This is a genomic window from Colwellia sp. 12G3 (assembly GCF_002836775.1).
Classification (GTDB): Bacteria; Pseudomonadota; Gammaproteobacteria; order Enterobacterales; family Alteromonadaceae; genus Colwellia.
The window spans coordinates 126,519-145,137 of sequence record NZ_PJAQ01000065.1 but is presented as its reverse complement, the minus strand read 5'-3'; the positions used below and the strand labels follow the sequence as shown (position 1 = coordinate 145,137).

Annotated in this window: 14 protein-coding genes; 9 read left to right on the top strand and 5 right to left on the bottom strand. The window is 37.7% G+C overall.

Annotated features, from left to right (window positions below; all coding sequences use genetic code 11):
- Positions 1-27 precede the first annotated feature (27 nt).
- Positions 28-1,926 (bottom strand): methyl-accepting chemotaxis protein, encoded by a 1,899-nt coding sequence (locus CXF71_RS13740; protein WP_101233526.1) that lies wholly within the window; start codon positions 1,924-1,926, stop codon positions 28-30.
- 468 nt (positions 1,927-2,394) lie between these two features.
- Between CXF71_RS13740 and CXF71_RS13735 the strand changes: the two genes are divergently transcribed.
- The 4 genes from CXF71_RS13735 to CXF71_RS13720 all read left to right on the top strand — a co-directional run bounded on the left by CXF71_RS13735 (position 2,395) and on the right by CXF71_RS13720 (position 6,202).
- On the top strand, positions 2,395-3,477 hold the full coding sequence (locus tag CXF71_RS13735; protein WP_101233525.1) for a MipA/OmpV family protein: 1,083 nt from the start codon (positions 2,395-2,397) through the stop codon (positions 3,475-3,477).
- Between the two features lie 12 nt (positions 3,478-3,489).
- The gene (locus tag CXF71_RS13730) at positions 3,490-3,912 is read left to right on the top strand and encodes a DUF3019 domain-containing protein (protein ID WP_232771478.1); all 423 of its coding nucleotides are present in this window, start codon (positions 3,490-3,492) and stop codon (positions 3,910-3,912) included.
- A 119-nt stretch (positions 3,913-4,031) separates the two neighbouring features.
- Complete coding sequence (locus CXF71_RS13725; RefSeq protein ID WP_101233523.1) at positions 4,032-4,778, top strand: response regulator; 747 nt, start codon at positions 4,032-4,034, stop codon at positions 4,776-4,778.
- A 104-nt stretch (positions 4,779-4,882) separates the two neighbouring features.
- On the top strand, positions 4,883-6,202 hold the full coding sequence (locus CXF71_RS13720) for a sensor histidine kinase (RefSeq protein WP_101233522.1): 1,320 nt from the start codon (positions 4,883-4,885) through the stop codon (positions 6,200-6,202).
- 72 nt (positions 6,203-6,274) lie between these two features.
- Here the strand turns inward: CXF71_RS13720 and CXF71_RS13715 are convergent, their stop codons facing one another.
- Positions 6,275-6,772, bottom strand: a complete 498-nt coding sequence (locus CXF71_RS13715; protein ID WP_101233521.1) for a CreA family protein — start codon at positions 6,770-6,772, stop codon at positions 6,275-6,277.
- Between the two features lie 380 nt (positions 6,773-7,152).
- Between CXF71_RS13715 and CXF71_RS13710 the strand changes: the two genes are divergently transcribed.
- Together CXF71_RS13710 and CXF71_RS13705 are read left to right on the top strand one after the other, a co-directional pair.
- A complete protein-coding gene (locus CXF71_RS13710) occupies positions 7,153-9,234 on the top strand; it encodes a S9 family peptidase (protein ID WP_101233520.1) in 2,082 nt (693 codons plus the stop codon).
- A 408-nt stretch (positions 9,235-9,642) separates the two neighbouring features.
- The gene (locus tag CXF71_RS13705; protein ID WP_101233519.1) at positions 9,643-11,568 is read left to right on the top strand and encodes a methyl-accepting chemotaxis protein; all 1,926 of its coding nucleotides are present in this window, start codon (positions 9,643-9,645) and stop codon (positions 11,566-11,568) included.
- 151 nt (positions 11,569-11,719) lie between these two features.
- Here the strand turns inward: CXF71_RS13705 and CXF71_RS13700 are convergent, their stop codons facing one another.
- Complete coding sequence (locus CXF71_RS13700; RefSeq protein ID WP_101233518.1) at positions 11,720-13,783, bottom strand: M13 family metallopeptidase; 2,064 nt, start codon at positions 13,781-13,783, stop codon at positions 11,720-11,722.
- A 452-nt stretch (positions 13,784-14,235) separates the two neighbouring features.
- Here CXF71_RS13700 and CXF71_RS13695 point away from each other — a divergent pair, with 452 nt between their 5' ends.
- Both CXF71_RS13695 and CXF71_RS13690 read left to right on the top strand, forming a co-directional pair.
- Positions 14,236-14,733 (top strand): phosphatase PAP2 family protein, encoded by a 498-nt coding sequence (locus CXF71_RS13695; RefSeq protein WP_101233517.1) that lies wholly within the window; start codon positions 14,236-14,238, stop codon positions 14,731-14,733.
- A 33-nt stretch (positions 14,734-14,766) separates the two neighbouring features.
- Positions 14,767-15,090, top strand: a complete 324-nt coding sequence (locus CXF71_RS13690; protein ID WP_101233516.1) for a DUF2956 domain-containing protein — start codon at positions 14,767-14,769, stop codon at positions 15,088-15,090.
- Positions 15,091-15,362: 272 nt separating this feature from the next.
- Here CXF71_RS13690 and CXF71_RS13685 read toward each other — a convergent pair whose 3' ends face one another.
- A complete protein-coding gene (locus CXF71_RS13685) occupies positions 15,363-16,274 on the bottom strand; it encodes a sensor domain-containing diguanylate cyclase (protein ID WP_101233515.1) in 912 nt (303 codons plus the stop codon).
- 99 nt (positions 16,275-16,373) lie between these two features.
- Entirely contained in the window at positions 16,374-16,808 is a 435-nt protein-coding gene (locus CXF71_RS13680; RefSeq protein ID WP_101233514.1) for a hypothetical protein, read from the bottom strand.
- Positions 16,809-17,468: 660 nt separating this feature from the next.
- On the opposite strand from CXF71_RS13680, the gene CXF71_RS13675 reads away from it, so the two are divergent.
- Positions 17,469-18,449, top strand: a complete 981-nt coding sequence (locus tag CXF71_RS13675; protein ID WP_101233513.1) for a DUF438 domain-containing protein — start codon at positions 17,469-17,471, stop codon at positions 18,447-18,449.
- Positions 18,450-18,619: the final 170 nt, after the last annotated feature.

Here is an 18,619-nt window from a genome sequence, read left to right as displayed (position 1 = left end):
TATGCATTAAATTTAGCTTACTCTACATTAATGAGTCGTAAATTTAATGACACGCAGTCCAAGCTGTTCAGATAAGTGATGTAGTTGCTCACTAGAGACTGATATTGTATCTGTAAGGCTAGATGTATCTTCTACTACTTCAGTAATAGACATTAAATTACGGTTAATCTCTTGCACAACAGTGGCTTGCTGTTCTGCTGCAGTCGCTATTTGTCGATTCATATCACTTACCGCTTCGCTGTAGTTTTTTATGTCAATCAAGGCTAACTCTACATTTTGCGTATCTACCACACTACTTTCTGCTTGAGATTTCCCTAAACTCATGGCCAATACTGCGTCTGCCGCTAGTGACTGTAGGCGGGTAATGACATGTTCTATTTCTTGTGTCGATGCAGCTGAACGCTGAGCAAGCGTTCTAACTTCATCCGCTACAACAGCAAAACCTCTGCCTTGTTCACCGGCTCGAGCTGCTTCTATCGCAGCATTAAGGGCGAGCAAGTTTGTCTGGTCAGCAATGCTTCTAATATCGTTGAGCATGCCCTCGATATTATTACTCTCTTTGTTTAAATTCTGAATTATTGCACCCGATGCTTCAATATCAATCACAAGCTTTTCAAAACTTTTTCGATTTTCTTTAATCAGTAAATGACCACTTTTTGATGCTTGCTCGGCAGAAAGAGAAGCTTTAGCTGCTTCAGATGCATTAAAAGCAACTTCTGCAACTGAGTCACTCACTTGTGTCAGGGCTGAGACAACTTGTGCGCTATCGCTTAACTGTCGGTTGACACCTGTACTCGTTTGTAAGCTTGATGCTTTCAAGTTTTTAGAGGCCAGCTCTAGTTCTAGTGATGAAGCTTTTACTTCAGACATCAATGTTTCAAATTCTGACATCATTTCATTATAAATATTAGCCATTTCGCAGATTTCATCATGACCATGAGCATTAGCTCGCAAACTTAAATCTTTTGACGTTGCGACTAAAATCATCAGTTTTGATAAGTTAGTTATACGTCTGGAAATACCATTGGCGATGGTAATCAATGCTAGCATAATTGATATTAATAGGCTGAAGCCTACAATGATATCAATCAATTCCTTGTGTGATATATGCTGCTCGATATTTTCTTGCGCGAATTGATTAAATAATTTTAATAGCGATTCACTTTGATGAATATTATTTCTCATTTCGCCAAGCAGCCCTTGAGAACTGTTTAGCCCAAACTTTTGCTCACCTTGCACAAGTTGTAAAAATTGTTGTTGATAGTTATCTAAGGCCTGTTCAGTTTTTTGCTTAAAATCACCACTTATCTCACTGTTAATTAATTTATTACGCATAACCTCTAAACGTTTATTAAATTTATCAACATATTTGACATCGCGTCTTAGCATGAAGTCTTTTTCATGTCTGCGTAGCATTAGCATAGTTCGCATTAAGCTATGTAATTCATAACTTGAGCCTGACAATTTTTCATGTTCGGTTAGTAAATTTTCTATTTGGTGTACTTCATTTCTTAATGAGCCGTACAAGCCATCTTTAGCATTAAGTCCTACTATTTGCTGTTGCTTAACGAGTAGAAAAAAGGTGTTCTGGTAGGTTGTTAATAGCTCTCTAAGCTCAATTGTTTGTTGATTAGTGATATCGACAGACAATAGCTGACGCTCTATCTGCTCTAGAGTTACCTTGACTTCAGTGAATGTTTGCTTAAATTTTTCTAGATATTTAAGATCTTTTCTAGCGATAAAATCCTTTTCATGGCGTCTGAGCATTAACATTTCAGCTTCAAGCTGAACTGTTTTTCGAGAAATATTATTGAACTCCATTAGTGTTGAAGTAGCTGAATAATTATAAAACATCAATATTGCGAAACCTATTCCTGCCAATATTGCTAATAAACTCAACTTCCATTTTATGCTTAAACTATCCATTGTAAATCCCTTTAATTACCTGTATTTATTGCAGTCGTGTTACAGTTATATTTTTATATTACGACAGTTTTGTTACGGTTTTATTACAGAGTAACTATCTAATTTATAAGTAATTACTTGATAGTATAAATAACACTCACTTTACCTAAACAAAGGTATAGCCCACTTTTAAGGCGCATGCTATTTAATAAGATGCCAGGTTGTTAATCAAACATCTGTTATCTATTACATCTATCATTTAAAACCACACATTTGTGATAATCGCATGACAAAATTCATATTAATCGGCTTAATTTAAAGCGATATGCTTTTAGTTACATTCTCCCCATTCCTGCATGTGTAAAGCGATGTTATTATTGCGTTAAGATATGATACAAATTGATACATCAGCTTAATTTGTGTTACGTCTTTTTTGGTAAACCTTCGTTAATATTACGGTTATCAAACACAGACGTTCACAGGGAATATATGAAACATTTAACAAAAACAGCCGTAGTTAGCTTAGTTGCCACCAGTGTCATTTTGACTTCTTTTACTGCTAATGCAGATGCCGAACTTGAAAGTAAAACTACTGAGTCAACAATATCGGCATCACCTACACAGCAAGACCCTAGTAAAAATACTGAAATAGCTAAACATAATGCGGATGAAAAAATAACAAAAGATGACTCCGTTGAAAAAGAGATTACGGTAGACAGTAAAAAAGAAGCAGAGTCAAAAGATGATGACGATTATTCTTTTTGTATCGGTGACTGTGAAGATGAAGCTCATCAATCACACAGTTGTGAAGATGATGATGAAAAATGTGAAAAAATTGAGAAGTTACATCGCTTTTTTAAAAATCGCCGTGATGGATTTTATGTAGATGTCAGCGCTGTAAGCAGCGTTGGAGATGATTATTCTTTTGCTGCGAATGTAGATACAGAGTCAGAATTTGATGTGGTGATTAGTTATCGCGTACAGCTTCTTGGACTGTTTATGGAATCGCCAGGTATTAGTACCAGACGAATTCAAGGTATGTATTCTATGCCTGCTTGGGGTGTAAACTTCTACAATAGTGAAGATTACTCATTTGATTTGTTTTACCAATACAGCACCCGAGGCATTGAAGGCTTAGAAGGCATTCAAACGCGTAATGAAGATGAACGTGCAGGTCTTAGAATGACCGGTTTTTATGAAAACAGTCAGGTGCAAATGATTTATTCGCCAGTTAGTCGTAATGGCGAAGGTAGCGATGGTATCGAAGCGTCTATTTCATACAGCTATAACTTGCAGTATAGAAATATCAATTTCTATACTAACGTAGGGGCGCAGTATCGCTCTAAAGAAGTCACCCCTTATGGCATGCAAACCTGGGTGGAAGATGATTTATCAACATCAGCAGGTATTAGTTATTCCGCCGAAGTTGGTGTTGAATATCCTTTAACGACAGACTGGGTTATCGGTAGCTATGTTGGCTATAATGCACTTTCTGACCGAAGTGTTGCTGCACGTCAAGATACCGTTGAAGACGGTGTTAGAGGCGGTCTTCTATTAACGTTTGTTTTTTAGAGGAGCATGATTATGCACGCTAAAAAACAGTTACAAAGGCTATTTTTACAAATAAAAACGTCCTGTTTATTGATGTTATTACTCGCCATAAGCTCAGTGGCTAATGCGACAGAAATTCAAGCAAGTATGAACGTAAGCCCTGAGCAGTGTGTGGCTATGCGACAAGGTCAAGCTTGTTATGTTTCAGTCGAATTAAGTTGGCAAGTTGATACGCCGGGTAATTATTGTTTGTATACGACAGGCGATGCTAAGGCGCTTAATTGTTGGATAAATAAAAATACGGGTGAATTGAAAAAATCATTTGATAGTAAGGTAAATGTAGAATTTTCATTAAGGCGTCAAAATGAAAGTTTATCGGTAGCAACAGCTGTGGTAAAAATGGCTTGGGTACATAAGAAAAAAGGACAACCAAGAAAGTCTTGGCGTATATTCTAATGATATTTATTAGAGGCACCTTTACTCATACCTTGTAACCGTACTTTTAATGATACCTTTTAAGAATACCTTCTAATAATAGCAATACATGATAAGACACTGAGTAGGGATTGTAGTTAATGGCAGCACATGCAGGCGCGCATATTTTGTTGGTTGAAGATGATATTGATCTTGCTGAGTGGATTGCGGATTATTTAACAGGACGCGACTTTAAGGTAACTACATGCCATCGTGGTGATGAAGCGGTTGAACTTATTCAATCACTCAACCCCGATATTGTCTTACTTGATGGCATGCTACCTGGCATGGATGGGCTCGATGTCTGTAAAACAGTTCGGGCCAGCTTTACTAACCCAATCATTATGATCACAGCGCGTGATGAAGAAATTGACGAAGTACTTGGACTAGAGATGGGCGCAGATGATTATATTACCAAACCCGTTAGAGCAAGAGTCTTACTAGCCCGTATTCGAGGATTACTGCGTCGAGAAGATAAAGCTCGACCAGTAGATAATAACAATACTCATCAATTAACCGCTGAAGAACTTGAGTCTAAAGGCGTACTAAAATTTAGCGGTTTAGTGATTAGCGAACAAGCCCGCAGCGTTAGCCTTGATGGCGAGTTGATAAAAGTCTCTTCTAATGAATTTGATGTTTTATGGTTTCTTGCCACAAAAGCAGGGCAGGTGGTTTCACGAAAAGAGCTTGTTAGTCATTTTCGTGGTTTTGATTATGATGGTTTTGACCGCTCAATTGATTTACGCATTTCAAGATTACGTAAAAAATTAAAAGATGATTCGTCAGAGCCTTTTCGTATCAAAACTATTTGGGGCAAAGGTTACTTATTTGCCAATGATGTTTGGTAAGCACCTAGCTCAATTTTTACTCGTCCCTTGAACACCTGACGAGCTTGCAAGTGAAATCTTGCTAGCTCGTTTAAACCTTCCTTCAAAGATAATAGGCTAACTCAATGCGTAACTTAACACTTTCATTAGTTGCGGTCGTACTTATCGCTACGATTGGTTTAGGCTGGATGTTTGATGGTATTTATAATCAATTTCTTAACCAAAAATCAGAACAATCTAGTCAAGAAACTAATGGACAACAAAGTGTAGTAGATACATTAGAGCAAGTAGGTGCTCACTTATCAATAGCACTTTCAGGTATAGAAAACCGCCAAGAATTTATTGAAAAATGGCCAAATGAAGGCCTGTTGTCGTTACGTTTAAAACCGATAACTAACTTTCCTCTACCACAAGCTCTATTGACCGATTTAATTGCAGGACAGCCGTTATTACTTGAAACCGATAACAGTATCGCAATGCATTTCTACCTTGCTCGTACAGATGAAGTATTGGTGTTAACAACTTTACCGGTAGCAGTTAATCAACGTAATTCATTTTTACCTATTTTACTGACCAGCCTCTTTTATTTAGCGGTATTGCTACTCATGCTACTTTGGCTTTACCCGTTAATGAGGAGGCTAATGACTTTACGTCAAACGGCTAAATCATTTGGTGAAGGTAATTTGAGTCAGCGTATTAATGTCGGTTCTATTTCGTATATCCGTGATTTAGAACTGGAGTTTAATCGCATGGCTCAGCGTATTGATGATTTAGTGACCGATATAAAATTGTTAAGTAGTGCGGTTTCTCACGACCTACGCACGCCACTGGCAAGAATTCGTTTTGGTATTGATACCATTCAAGAAGAAGATGATCCGGTGTTGAGAAAGCGGTTTGAGCAACGCATTAGTGATAACGTTGATGAAATGGTAGATTTAGTGGAAAGCTTGCTTAGTTATGCTCGCTTAGACCAAACCTTAATTACCTTAAACAAAGCGCCCGTTGATTTTTTAGCACTCACCACCACCTGTATTAATAATAAAAGTCAGGACACTGTGCAAGTGACATTGGATTCACCGAAACAGTCCGTATTCGTTGATGGCGATCTGTCATATTTGATGATTTTGATGAGCAACTTATTACAAAATGCCCACCAGTACTGTCGCGGAAATATTCACGTGAAAATCGCAGAAAAAAGAAATGATATTATTGTTACGGTTAGCGATGATGGACTGGGGATCCCGACTGAGCAAAGAGAAAAAATCATCAAACCTTTTATACGTGGAGAAGGAGCCGATAATAAAGTCAAAGGCTACGGCATGGGTCTTGCCATCGTCAAGCGTATTGTTGAGTGGCATCATGGTGAACTAATTATTGAAAACTCGTCGGAGTTAGGTGGCGCGCAATTTAGTGTTACTTTACCTAAAGCGAGATTGTCTCTTTAATTATCAATATTTTACAATGATCAATAACAAAAAAATAAAAGCCACGTTACTACGTGACTTAAAAATAACCCGCTAATTATTTAACATAATCTTTGGCGAAGTATAAGCTTTAGTTCCCCATAAAGGCACTGTAGAAAGGCTGTGCTTGTAACTACCCTCTGTTTCTTTTGTCGTATAAGAAAGGTAGAGCAGGGTTTGATTTTCAGCATCGTATATGCGTCTAACTTTCATGGTCTTGAAGAAGATACTTTTTGATTGCTTGAACACTACTTCACCAGATTTACTTTTATCAATCGTAGCGATCATTTCAGGAGTTATATCACCTGTTTGACGGCAAGATATAGAACTATCACTCGGGTCAGCTAAACTTAAGTTGGCTTCAATTGATGCTATGTGACAAGTGACACCTGAAATTTTATCGTCATCTAAAGACGACACTTTTATGTCCTTTAAGGTGAAAAACCCTAACGATATATCACCAACTTCATTCTTTGATAAACTCTTAAATATGAATAAAGCGATCACTAATAAGATGAAGATTGAGCCGTAAATTTTTATCTTTTTTAACATGTTAATTTCCATTTAGATTGTTATTTTATCATCATCACTGATGCTTAAACTGAATCTATTATTTTTTAAACATCAAATGCCGGCTAGATATTAACTGGCATTGATCATATTTAAAATAAAAAATAGTCAATAAATACATTTTGTAACGGCTTGGTATTATCTTATTCGTTACCTTCCAAAATATATAATTAAGTCTCTTTAGAACGTCTTTATATAAGTACTAAGTGCAGTTAAGTCGATTCTTGCGACTAATGTACCAAGATACAAGGTAGAACTCGGTGATAACTCCTGTGAACTTCTGCTGTTTTGTATACAATAAACAACAGTTATTGATCACATAATGAGTGACACTCAAACTCATTTTCATTTGGAGTAAACCAATGCGCTTTTTATCCCGCTTTTCTAGTCGATTATTTTTGGCTGTTAGTGTGCTAAGTACACCGTTCATCACTGTGGCTAACAGTGCTATATCTACTAATGCAGCGACTAATAGTCTTTTTGAAGCTAAAGATATTTTCTCACTGGAATATGCCAGTGATCCACAAATTTCCCCTGATGGCGATAAAATAGTTTATATCAGAAATTCTAACGACATCATGACCGATGGAAAAAATAAAAACCTCTGGTTGATTGATGTTAAATCTAAAAAGCAGTTGCCACTTTTTTCAGATGACAAACAATACTCCCAACCACGTTGGTCTGCTGATGGCGAAAAAATAGCGTTTGTAAGTAACCTAACAGGTAGTTATCAAATTCACGTACATTATCTTGAACAAAACCGCACCGCATTAATCAGTCAGGTGCAAGGTAGTGTCGGAAGTTTAACCTGGTCACCCGATGGTAAGTGGCTAGCGTTTACTCAACTTGTTGCCCAGAAGAGAACGGTTATTGCCAAAATGCCAGCAAAACCAAAAGGGGCTAACTGGTCAAAACCTGTTGTAGTTATTGATCAAGCATACTATCAAGCGGATGGTCGAGGTTTACTTAAACCAGGTTATAAACATATTTTTGTTTTACCTAGTGAGGGCGGTACACCTCGCCAAATAACGCAAGGGGATTTTCATCATAGCGGACAGCTTACTTGGAATAAAAAAAGTGATGCGATCGTTTTTTCAGCAAATAGGATAAAAGATTGGGAATATAAATCACTGGAAGGCGATTTATTCAAAGTCATGCTAAAAGGTGGTGAACTTAAGCAACTCACTTCAACACCGGGTAAAGAATATAATCCTGTATTTTCAGAGAACGGTAAGAAACTTGCTTTTTTATCGACCTCTAATGCACTGAATCCTTACCGTAATGCAAAATTAAACATTATGGATTGGAATACTAAAAAAGTAACCGCTATTGCCAGTGATTTTGACCGTTCAATAAGAGACCCACAGTGGTTATCAAGTTCATTATTAGCAATAAGCTACGATGATTTTGGCAAACGTAAACTTGCCACTTTAAGCACTAAAGGTAAAGTGAAAGACTTAACTGATACGCTTGCTGGTACGAGTCTTGGTCGTCCTTATATTAGTGGTAGTTTCACGGCTTCAAACCAAGGTTACATGGCCTTTACTCAAGGCAGTGCTTCACGCCCCGCAAATGTAGCCGTCATTAATACGCACAAAAAAGTGGCTCAGTTAACGCAGTTAAATGAAGATTTATTGGATCATAAAACGTTAGGTAAAGTACATGAGGTCAATTATAAGTCTTCATTTGATGGTGAGCCAATTCAAGGTTGGTATATTACTCCGCCAAACTTTGACTCTAAGAAAAAGTATCCACTTATTTTAGAGATCCATGGTGGTCCTCATTTAGCCTATGGGCCACACTTTTCTGCAGAATTACAACGCTATGCTGCACAAGGCTATGTTATTTTTTATGATAACCACCGTGGTAGTAGCTCTTATGGTGAGCGTTTTGCCATGTTATTAAAATATAAATACAGCTCTAAAGAAGATTTTGCTGATCATAACTCAGGTGTTGATGCCATGTTGGCGTTAGGATTTATTGATGAGAATAACTTATTCATTGCTGGCGGCTCTGCCGGAGGCATTGCGACTGCCTACGCTATTGGTTTAACTGATCGCTTCTCTGCTGCCGTTGTGGTTAAACCGGTTATTAACTGGTTAAGTAAGGTGCTAACAGCAGATAGTGGTTTAGGGCAAATACCGACGCAATTTCCTGGCATGCCGTGGGAACATGTAGAACATTATTGGAAACGTTCGCCTATGTCACTGGTGGGTAATGTCACAACCCCGACTATGTTAATAACAGGAGAAGAAGATTTACGTACACCAATGGCGCAAACAGAGCAGTTTTATCAAGCGCTTAAACTAAGAAGAGTAGATACAGTGCTAGTGAAAGTACCGGGATCGCCACATGGTATTGCCGGTAAACCATCAAGAATGATCACTAAAGTTGAACACAGTCTTGCCTGGTTTGAAAAATATAAAACAAAGACGGCTGAATAAAATAAGCGAAATAAGAAAATTTGCATGTTGAGTCATTATAAAATTGGCTGATAATGACTTAATAAGGCATGGAAGATAAATAAAAAGATCAAGTTTTAATTAGCTTGGTCTTTTTTTATAGATGTTTTATAGATGTTTTGTAGCAACGGAAGGAAATTATTACGAATACTTTATTTAATGAATACTGGCTTTTCACTATGTGGAGTCAACAAGTGGTGATAACGGCTATGTTAAAAATTATGATGTTATCTGAACTATACTCAAATTGGTCTAGATCTTTGATTAACTGACTTAAAAGATCTATAAATTATATATGTAGTCAGAAGCTTATAAGTTATTGTAAGTTTTAAGACCTTGTTTTAACCCCTGATCCTGTTCTACTTTTACTTCAAAGGAAGATATTTATCTATGTTGAATTTAACTATTCGCCGTAAAGTTGTCCTTACTACCTTGACCGCCGTGGTGTTATCTATATTGATAGTGAGTGCTTTTGCTCTTAACTCCAGTAGGTCCATTATTTTAGAAGCTGCCATTGAAAGGGAATTACCGGCAGCGCTTGGCGAGGTAGCCAATAACTTAGATGCACATTTACTGTTACCTATTACCGTATCGCAAACTATGTCGAGTAGCCTTTATTCGCAGCAGTTTATTACTAATGGCGAACAAGATGAAGATCGTCAACAAGTAATCGCAAATTTGAAAAGTATCCAAGGTGAGTTCAACACCATTAGCGCTTTTTTAGTCTCAGCCAAAACAGGAAATTATTTTACACCTAGCGGGCTTTTTAAAACGTTGTCACCACAAGACAATAAAGATCAGTGGTTCTATGATTTTATCGGTAGTGGTAAAAAATATGAGTTGAGTTTAGATGTTGATGAAGAAACCAATATCCCCACTTTATTTATTAACTATTTAATGAGAGTCTCTGGTAAGCCTAGCGCGGTGGTAGGCGTTGGCTTATCACTGCAGAACATGGCTAAAACGATAAGTCAGTATCGTATTGCCCAAACAGGGAAAGTGTTTTTAGTTGATCAGCAGGGCAAAATAAAACTTCATCCTGATACTCAACAAATCGGTAAAAGCTTAGCTGATCTCGGCGTTAGCAATAGCCAAAATCTTTTAGCGAAAGCACAATTTAGCTCAACTGAATTCACCCTAAACGGCACTCAAACCCTTATTGCTAGTCGCTATTTAGACAGTATTGGTTGGTATGTGGTTGCAGAGGTACCTAAGGAAGAAGTGCTTGGTGGACTAACGCAAGCGACATGGGCATTAGTCATGATGGGACTTATTATCGCGGTAATTTTTGCGTTTGTTAGTACTTGGCTTATTTCTCGTTTAATTGAACCTTTTGGTCAGCTTGCTGATATGTTGGCTGAGATTGGCAAAGGTGGCGGAGATTTAACGCGTCGTTTAGATGATTCACGTCAAGACGAGGCGGGTACTATGGCAAGAGGTTATAACCAATTTGTTAGCCATTTAAGCGAATTATTGCAACAAGTTTCTAATACCGGCAATGAACTCTCTAGTGCTATTGAGCAAATAGATTCCCAAGCCAAGTTAATGGAATCAGAGATTAATGAACAAGTTAGTAGAGTTGAGCAAATTGCGACAGCAATGCATGAAATGGGCATGACTGCAGAAGAAATTGCCGGTAGCGCTAATAATGCAGCAGAAACTGCTCAGGCTGCTGATGCAACAGTGCAGCAAGGTAATGATTCTGTGGTACAGACCATTGCCAGTGTGTCAGATATGAGTGAGCAACTTGTTTCTACTAGCGCCATGATCGCCCAATTAGCCGATGATGCCCGTTCTATTGATACGGTTGTTGAAGTAATCCGAAGTGTGTCAGAGCAAACTAACTTATTAGCGCTTAATGCCGCTATCGAAGCTGCTCGTGCAGGAGAGCAAGGTAGAGGCTTTGCCGTGGTTGCTGATGAAGTCAGAACTTTAGCATCACGCAGTCATGATTCTACCGAAGAAATTAAAAATATTATTGAAAAGCTGCAAGCTAAAACAGAAGAGGTGGTTGCTGCTATTTCTCAAAGCACAATCTTAAGTAACACCAGTCAAACAGAGGCTGGGCACTCGGGTAAGCATTTAGAAAGTATCTCGGAGAGTATCAGTATTATGAATGATATGAACTTACAAATTGCGACGGCGACAGGGGAGCAATCTAATGTTGTTGGTGAAATTAATCCACACGTTACTGCCGTTGCTGATATTTCACGTGCTAATAGTGAAATCGTTCAGCAAACCTCCATTGCTTGTAGTGAATTAAGAGATAAGGCTGCTCACCTAAATGACTTAGTATCCCGCTTTAAATTTAACTAATTCTTATAATTGGTTGTCTAATGAGTAAATAATACATAGACATAATAAATTAGAAAATAGTTGCCCAATAAAAATGCCAGTCAGATTATCTGACTGGCATTTTTGATTAGAGTGATTTATCCGTTAAACGGTACTCTTCGTATTACCCTTACTACCAGATACGTACGCGTTCATCTTCTGGTAAGTACAAGGCATCGCCTGGTTTCACGTCAAACGCTTTGTACCATGCATCGTGGTTACGCGGTGCTTGAGCACGAAAACGGCCCGGTGCATGTGTGCCGCCACGTAACTGATTTAACATACTCTTTTCTGTGCGTTTCTCTTTCCAGACTTGTGCCCAAGCTAAGAAGAAACGTTGGTCACCAGAAATGCCATTAATAACCGGTGCTTCTTTACCATTTAAGCTTAATCTATAGGCATGGTAGGCCATTGATAAACCGCCAACATCACCAATGTTTTCGCCTAGGCTGTTACGACCGTTAACAAAGTTATCAGCAATAGGCTCATACTTATTGTATTGTTCGACTAATTGGTCTGCTTTAGCATCAAAGGCATCGCGATCTTCATCAGTCCACCAGTTACGTTGAATACCATTAGCATCTGACTTTGAACCTTGATCATCAAAACCATGACCCATTTCATGACCAATTACCGCACCAATAGCACCGTAGTTAACTGCTGCGTCTGCATTTGGATCGAAAAATGGTGGTTGTAAAATTGCTGCAGGAAAGACAATTTCGTTAAATGAACTATTGTAGTAAGCATTAACGCGTTGTGGCGTCATGCCCCAACGATTACGATCGGTTTTCTTCAACTCTTTGGCAACACTATCAGCTTGGAAAAATTGACGTAGGTTTTTAATGTTACCGACGAGGTCAGTTTTAGAAATAGTTACGCCGTCAAACTCTTGCCATATATCAGGGTAACCAATTTTCGGGTTAAAAGCAGCAAGCTTAGCATGAGCATTTACTTTAGTTTCTTCACCCATCCAATCAAGACCGTCGATACGCTGACCCAGTGCGGTACGTAAATTTTCAACTAATTGCGCCATCTGTAATTTAGAGCTTTCAGGGAAGAAACGCGCTACATACACTTTGCCAATAGCAAAACCTAAAGATTCAGTATCAGACATTTCACCAATAGCGCGCTTCCAACGTGGACGAGGCTCTTGTTGACCGTTTAGTTCTTTACCATAAAAAGCAAAGTTAGCGGCATAAATATCTTCAGATAATAAACCGGCATTGCCACTAATCGTATGGAAGGTTAGGTAATCTTGCCAAACAGATAAAGGCTCAGCGTTAACTAAAGCGATCATTGCCTTGACGGGCTCTGGCTGAGAAATATTAAGCTGTGGTACTTTATAACCGGATTGAGCAAAATACGTATCCCAATCAAAGTCAGGATATTGCTTGGCTAAATCAGCTCGTTTTACTTGGTTTAAGGTTAAGTCACGGTTACGTTTTTTCTCACGCGGCCAATGACCTTGAGCTATTTTTGTTTCTAGCGCTAAAATTTGTTCAGCACGTTTTTGGCTATTTTCAATACCAGCAAAAGCTAGCATAGTAGCGATGTGTGCTACATAAGCATTACGGGTTTTCTCAAAACGCTCACTTTCTTCTAAGTAATAAGAACGATCAGGCAGTCCTAAACCACCAGCACCCACAGACATTTCATATTGATTCGGGTCTAAACGGTTAAACCACATATAACCACCAAGAGGAGACTCTGTGCCTGTTAACCATGCTTCACCAAATATTTTGGTTAAGTCTTGTGTATTTTTTACCGCGCTAATTTGATCTAACGTTGACTGAATTGGGCTGATGCCCAATTTATTAACGGTTTCAGTATCCATATATGCTTGATAAAAATTAGCAACTAACTGCTCGTCGGCGTTAAGGTTAGTGCGACTAGTAATATCATCAATAATTTCTTTTACTTGTGTTTCACTACGCTCAGCTAAACCAGTAAAAGCACCATAACGGGTTTTATCTGCAGGCATTACATAATGATCATACCAAGTCCCACTGGCATACATAAAGAAGTCATCACCAGGTTTTACAACTTCATTGCGGGCACTTAAATCAACACCAAAGCTGCCTAGCTCGGCTTTACTGGCGACAATATTTTTATTATTACTGTCATTACTGGCAGTAAACATGCCACAACCACCAATGAATGTGGCTGCTAAGGCAATGGCTATCAACGATTTTTTCATGAAAGAGATCTCTTTTTAATTGAATTAGATATAACTAGCGGTTTAAATTAATTAATAATACAGGTGCGTAGCGGCATTAAACCAAGTGGTTTTATTGTTGTTTTATCAACTTAGATTCAGCTCGCTTTATCACTTGTTTTTATTCATGTTAGCCAATATATATGGCTAACAGAACCACTTTGGACTCAGTCATTCTCTCTCATGTTAAAAAATTGTCAACTAGGATACGTTTAACGGTAGACTTTACTCGATGAAGTTATTGTCAGTACAACTTTACAATGTCATCTGGTGCTGCAACTAAAACAGTGCGTTGTCGTTCATCAGTCATTAGTTAGTGAAGCGGAGTGTAAGAAAATCAACTTTGCAATTATTGATTTTGCTAGGTATAAAGACGGTCAATATTTGTTATTTTATGAGTAAGTTAGGTGAAGACATTTTTATGGGTATTTTTAATGCTGGCAGTTGGCTCGGTATCAGCAAAATCTAACCTAGAAAAGTCAGGTGATATTATGCACTTGCTGTTACCTGCAGCGGCATTAGGTGCAAGTATAATAATAGAAGATAACTATCAAGGTAGCTGGCAGTTAATTAAGTCAGGAGTAGTCTCTCGTGTCGCGGTTGAAGGTTTAAAATTTTCCGTAGATAAAGACAGACCAGACGGCTCAGGTGATGACTCATTTCCTTCAGGTCATACCGCCGATAGTTTTGCCTCAGCAACATTTATTCAGCAACGTTACGGCTGGCAGTGGGGCATTCCTGCCTATATTGGAGCCACTTTTGTTGGCTATAGTCGAGTTCAAAGTGATAAGCATTATGTAGAAGATGTTTTAGCGGGGGCAGCCATAGGTATTATTTCAGGCTTATATTTCACGGAGCCTTACTCAGGCATTACCATTTCACCAACGGCTAATAGTGGTCATTATGGTGTTAGTTTTAGCGGCACTTTTTAACTGGCCAAACAAAGTAACAAAGAGATCCTATCTATGAATAATAAAGTATCATTAGAAACGCAAGAGCAAGCGACAAAAGTTGCCAAAGGTATTCAAAAGAAAGGGCAAACTAAAGATCAAACCAAATTAATTGCCCAAGGCATTGAAAAAGGCATCGCTGAGTATAAAAAACAGCAAAGTAAAAAATCGCGTGAACGAGATAAGGACCGTAAGCAACAAGTAAAACAAAAGCAGAGAACCGCTGAAGCTCTGGCTGGTTTGGATGAGTCAGAAGACGTTAAAGGTAGCAATAAACTACCTTGGTTTTTATTAGGTTTGAGTTGGCTTGGTTTTGTTGGTTATTTGTTTTTAGGTTAGTTACTGCGGGGCTAATAGGTTAGCAAAGTAAGGGGTTTTAGCACAAAGAAGACCTACGTTAGGTGTTGATTTATCAGAAAAAATAGTCTGCTTAGCCACTATTATTCCTACAATAATGGTGATTTTACTATCATAGTTTGATTTTCGAGGGGGTACCAAGAACTATATCTAATTTTCTTGCACTGATCAGGTTATTTAAGCTTTATAGAGATAACATTTGATATACACTCATAAATAAGCCCTACAGCTAAGTCTATTCTTAGGGGATAAGTTTAGCTCGAAACCTTATTTCTCCCACTACCTTTTGCTTTATAAAGCATTCTATCTGCTTTACCTATTAATTCGTGCTCTTTATCTTTACGAGCAGGTATCATTTCAGCCAAACCAATACTAGCTGTTAAGTAATTACGTGTAGCTGAATTTTTGTTTGGGATATTAAGTTCAACTATTTTTGTTAGTAACCTTTCACATATTAATTTAGCCTGCTTAAGTGATGTATCGGCCCATACCAGAGCAAACTCTTCACCACCATACCTTGCACAAATATCGCTAGGTCTATTTACGAATTCTTTGAGTAATTCTCCCATTTTGATTAAGCACTCATCACCAGTTTGGTGTCCATAGTCATCATTTAATAATTTGAAGTAATCTAAATCGACTATAGCTAAACAAATTGGTTTTTGCAGTCTAGTGCATCTATTCCATTCTTCATGAATAAAGTTGTCAAACGTTCGTCTATTTGGAATGTTTGTAAGGCCATCTATTCTTGCTAAATGACTTACTTCTTCTTCGGCTAATTTTCGTTCTGTAATATTCTTGTGCGAAATAACGAAAAAGTGTCTTTCTGAAATTTGGAAGTGGGTTACGCTCATCATAAACCAACGTTTATCATCGGGACTATGACAAGGGTACTCAAGATAAAAAGTAGTATCCCGGTTTTCAATAACACGCCTAATTCCAGCCCCCGCTTTAGTGCTAAATTCATCCCCCATTGCCGAGCCCTTATCACACTCTACAATGTAGTTGACTTCACTCCAGTTAGGCCCAATTATGCACGCATTATTACTTCCAAATGTTGACCAACTTTTATTTACATATTGAATCTTACCTGTTTCATCAATCACAACAATATGGTCAGTGATTGAATCAAGTATTCTACTTAAAAATTCATATGAGTTATTGATACTAAACGCCTCTGTCTATAGGGAAATATAAGGGAGAATATTCGTTAATTCTCATATTGGGAGAATTTAAATCAGCCAAATAATTTTTGTATGGGATATTCAAACAGCATCTTGAGGACAGATATTTTCATCAACTATAAAACCGTATTGGCTTAACCAAGTAATTGCCTTGTCTGGTTCAGCAAAAATTCGTCTTTCAAATCCCCCTTTTTGTTTAACTACCATTTGATCAATAGTATATTTTTTTATCATAGAGTCATTATAAACTTGGGCGGATTTTTCCAAACCGTTCTCTATACACCATGTAACCAACTCTGTAATTATAGGTAGCATTTCAGGTACACCTAGGTTCCAGTTATCTAAAAAAACCAAATGTCCCCAAGGCTTGCCTAGTAATGGGCTTGCTTTAATTTTAAAGTTAATGGAAAAGTCTTCAGCGCATTCTTTATTCCATGAGTCGGATAACCTAGCGATTAAAATATTATTACTGACGCTAAGATTAAAGCTTCCATGAGGCTCTAAAAGATCGTTCATATAAGTGGCTCATATTTATTGAATTAGTTGGTTTACTCCAGTATAGGTTCTATATGGCTTTATTGATAAAAAATGGTGTGGAACTATAAAATTGATTGTACTTAATGACCAGTCAAAAAATAACCATACTAAGCTGTTGATATGAAATAGGCACATGATCTGAACATCCTAACTATAGGTTTATTCAGACTGAAAAAACTATAAAACACAACAAAATTGTCATTCTCCATTTTTATCTAACTTAAATATTAAAGCTGGCTAGGGTCATTAACTTTTCCGCTTCAAGTAAAATAATATCGCTGTGTACTGCAGTAAAAACAAACCAGCAGTAGAGCAAAGCTTGGAGATACTAATACCGGATAACGCAAACTTAAGCTTGGTTGTTGGTGGTGCTTTAAGTTATCTGCCACGCTAATAAAATAATACTTGCTGTAATAACTGTTTCCACCAGCTCTATCGAGATAGTGTGACTTGATGATTACAATTGTTTTAATAGTGATCAGTTTGATTGAAAATTAGAATTGTGTGAACGGGCGCTAAAATACAATTTAATCAATTTGCTCAATTAAATATCATTAAAAGCCAAATTAATGATCTATACCTAAATTCCTTTCATGAGAGTTTGCCAAAATAACGCTTTATTTTTTAGTAGAGTCACTCATGAATTCTTGGCCGCAATATGTTACCGAACTACCTGAAGGGCATCCGGTAACAGTTTATTTTGAAGAAAATCACTTAATCCAGTCATTATTGTCACAACTTACAGGATCTGATGCAGAGCAAGATTTTGAACTATTTTTTAATTTGTTTAATCAACTCGCTGAAGTTGAAAAGCGTTTCTCTCGCAAAGAAAACCAACTTTTCCCTTATCTTGAAAAACATGGTTGGACTGGGCCTAGTCAAGGAATGTGGGCCTTTCATGATGAAATTCGTGATTTATTCCGTGAGGTACGTGCTTGTATTGAAGCTAAAACATTAAATAAAGTCTCACGTATTGTGAAACGTATTGCTGGTGAGTTGTTTCATCTGATGGAAGTTGAGGAGCATAGATTGTTTCCTAATGCGCTCGAGTTACTTAGTGAAGATGATTGGAAAGAGATGCGTGAAGGTGATGTAGAAATTGGTTGGATGTTATCTCAAGAGCCAGTCGCGTACCCAAAAGAAACTGCGGAAGAAGAATATGTACATCCAGGTGAAGATAGACGTAAACGGCGTTTACCTTTTTCAACCGATGACCGAATACGTATGAATGAAGGCTACATGTCTGCTGAGCAGCTTAATTTAATGCTGCAGTTTATGCCGGTTGATTTAACCTATGTTGATGAAAATGACATCGTTGTGTTTTATAACCGTGGTGAAAATCGCGTTTTCCCTCGCTCGGCTGGTATTATTGGTCGAGAAGTTAAATTCTGTCATCCGCCTAAATCGGTAGACCCTGTTTTACAAATTCTTGAAGCCTTTAAGAAGGGCACTCAAGATACCGCTGAGTTTTGGATTAACTTTAAAGATAAAAAAATTCATATTCGTTATTTTGCTCTCAGGGATAAAGAAGATAACTACAAAGGGGTTATTGAGATGTCGCAAGATATCACTGAGATTTTAAAAATTGAAGGGCAGCAGCGTTTGCTTGATTGGGGCTAATACCAATTTGATTAAATTTCTTCCCAACTCAGAGCTCTGCTCGATGTTCAATAACAAGGCAAATTTGTTTCGGTTTAGTCATTCTAAATCAAATAAACTTAACGATGTTAGGGAACATCGAGAAAGCTCCCAGAGGGCGAGTTTAAAAGGTTTATATGCCGCGTTATTGA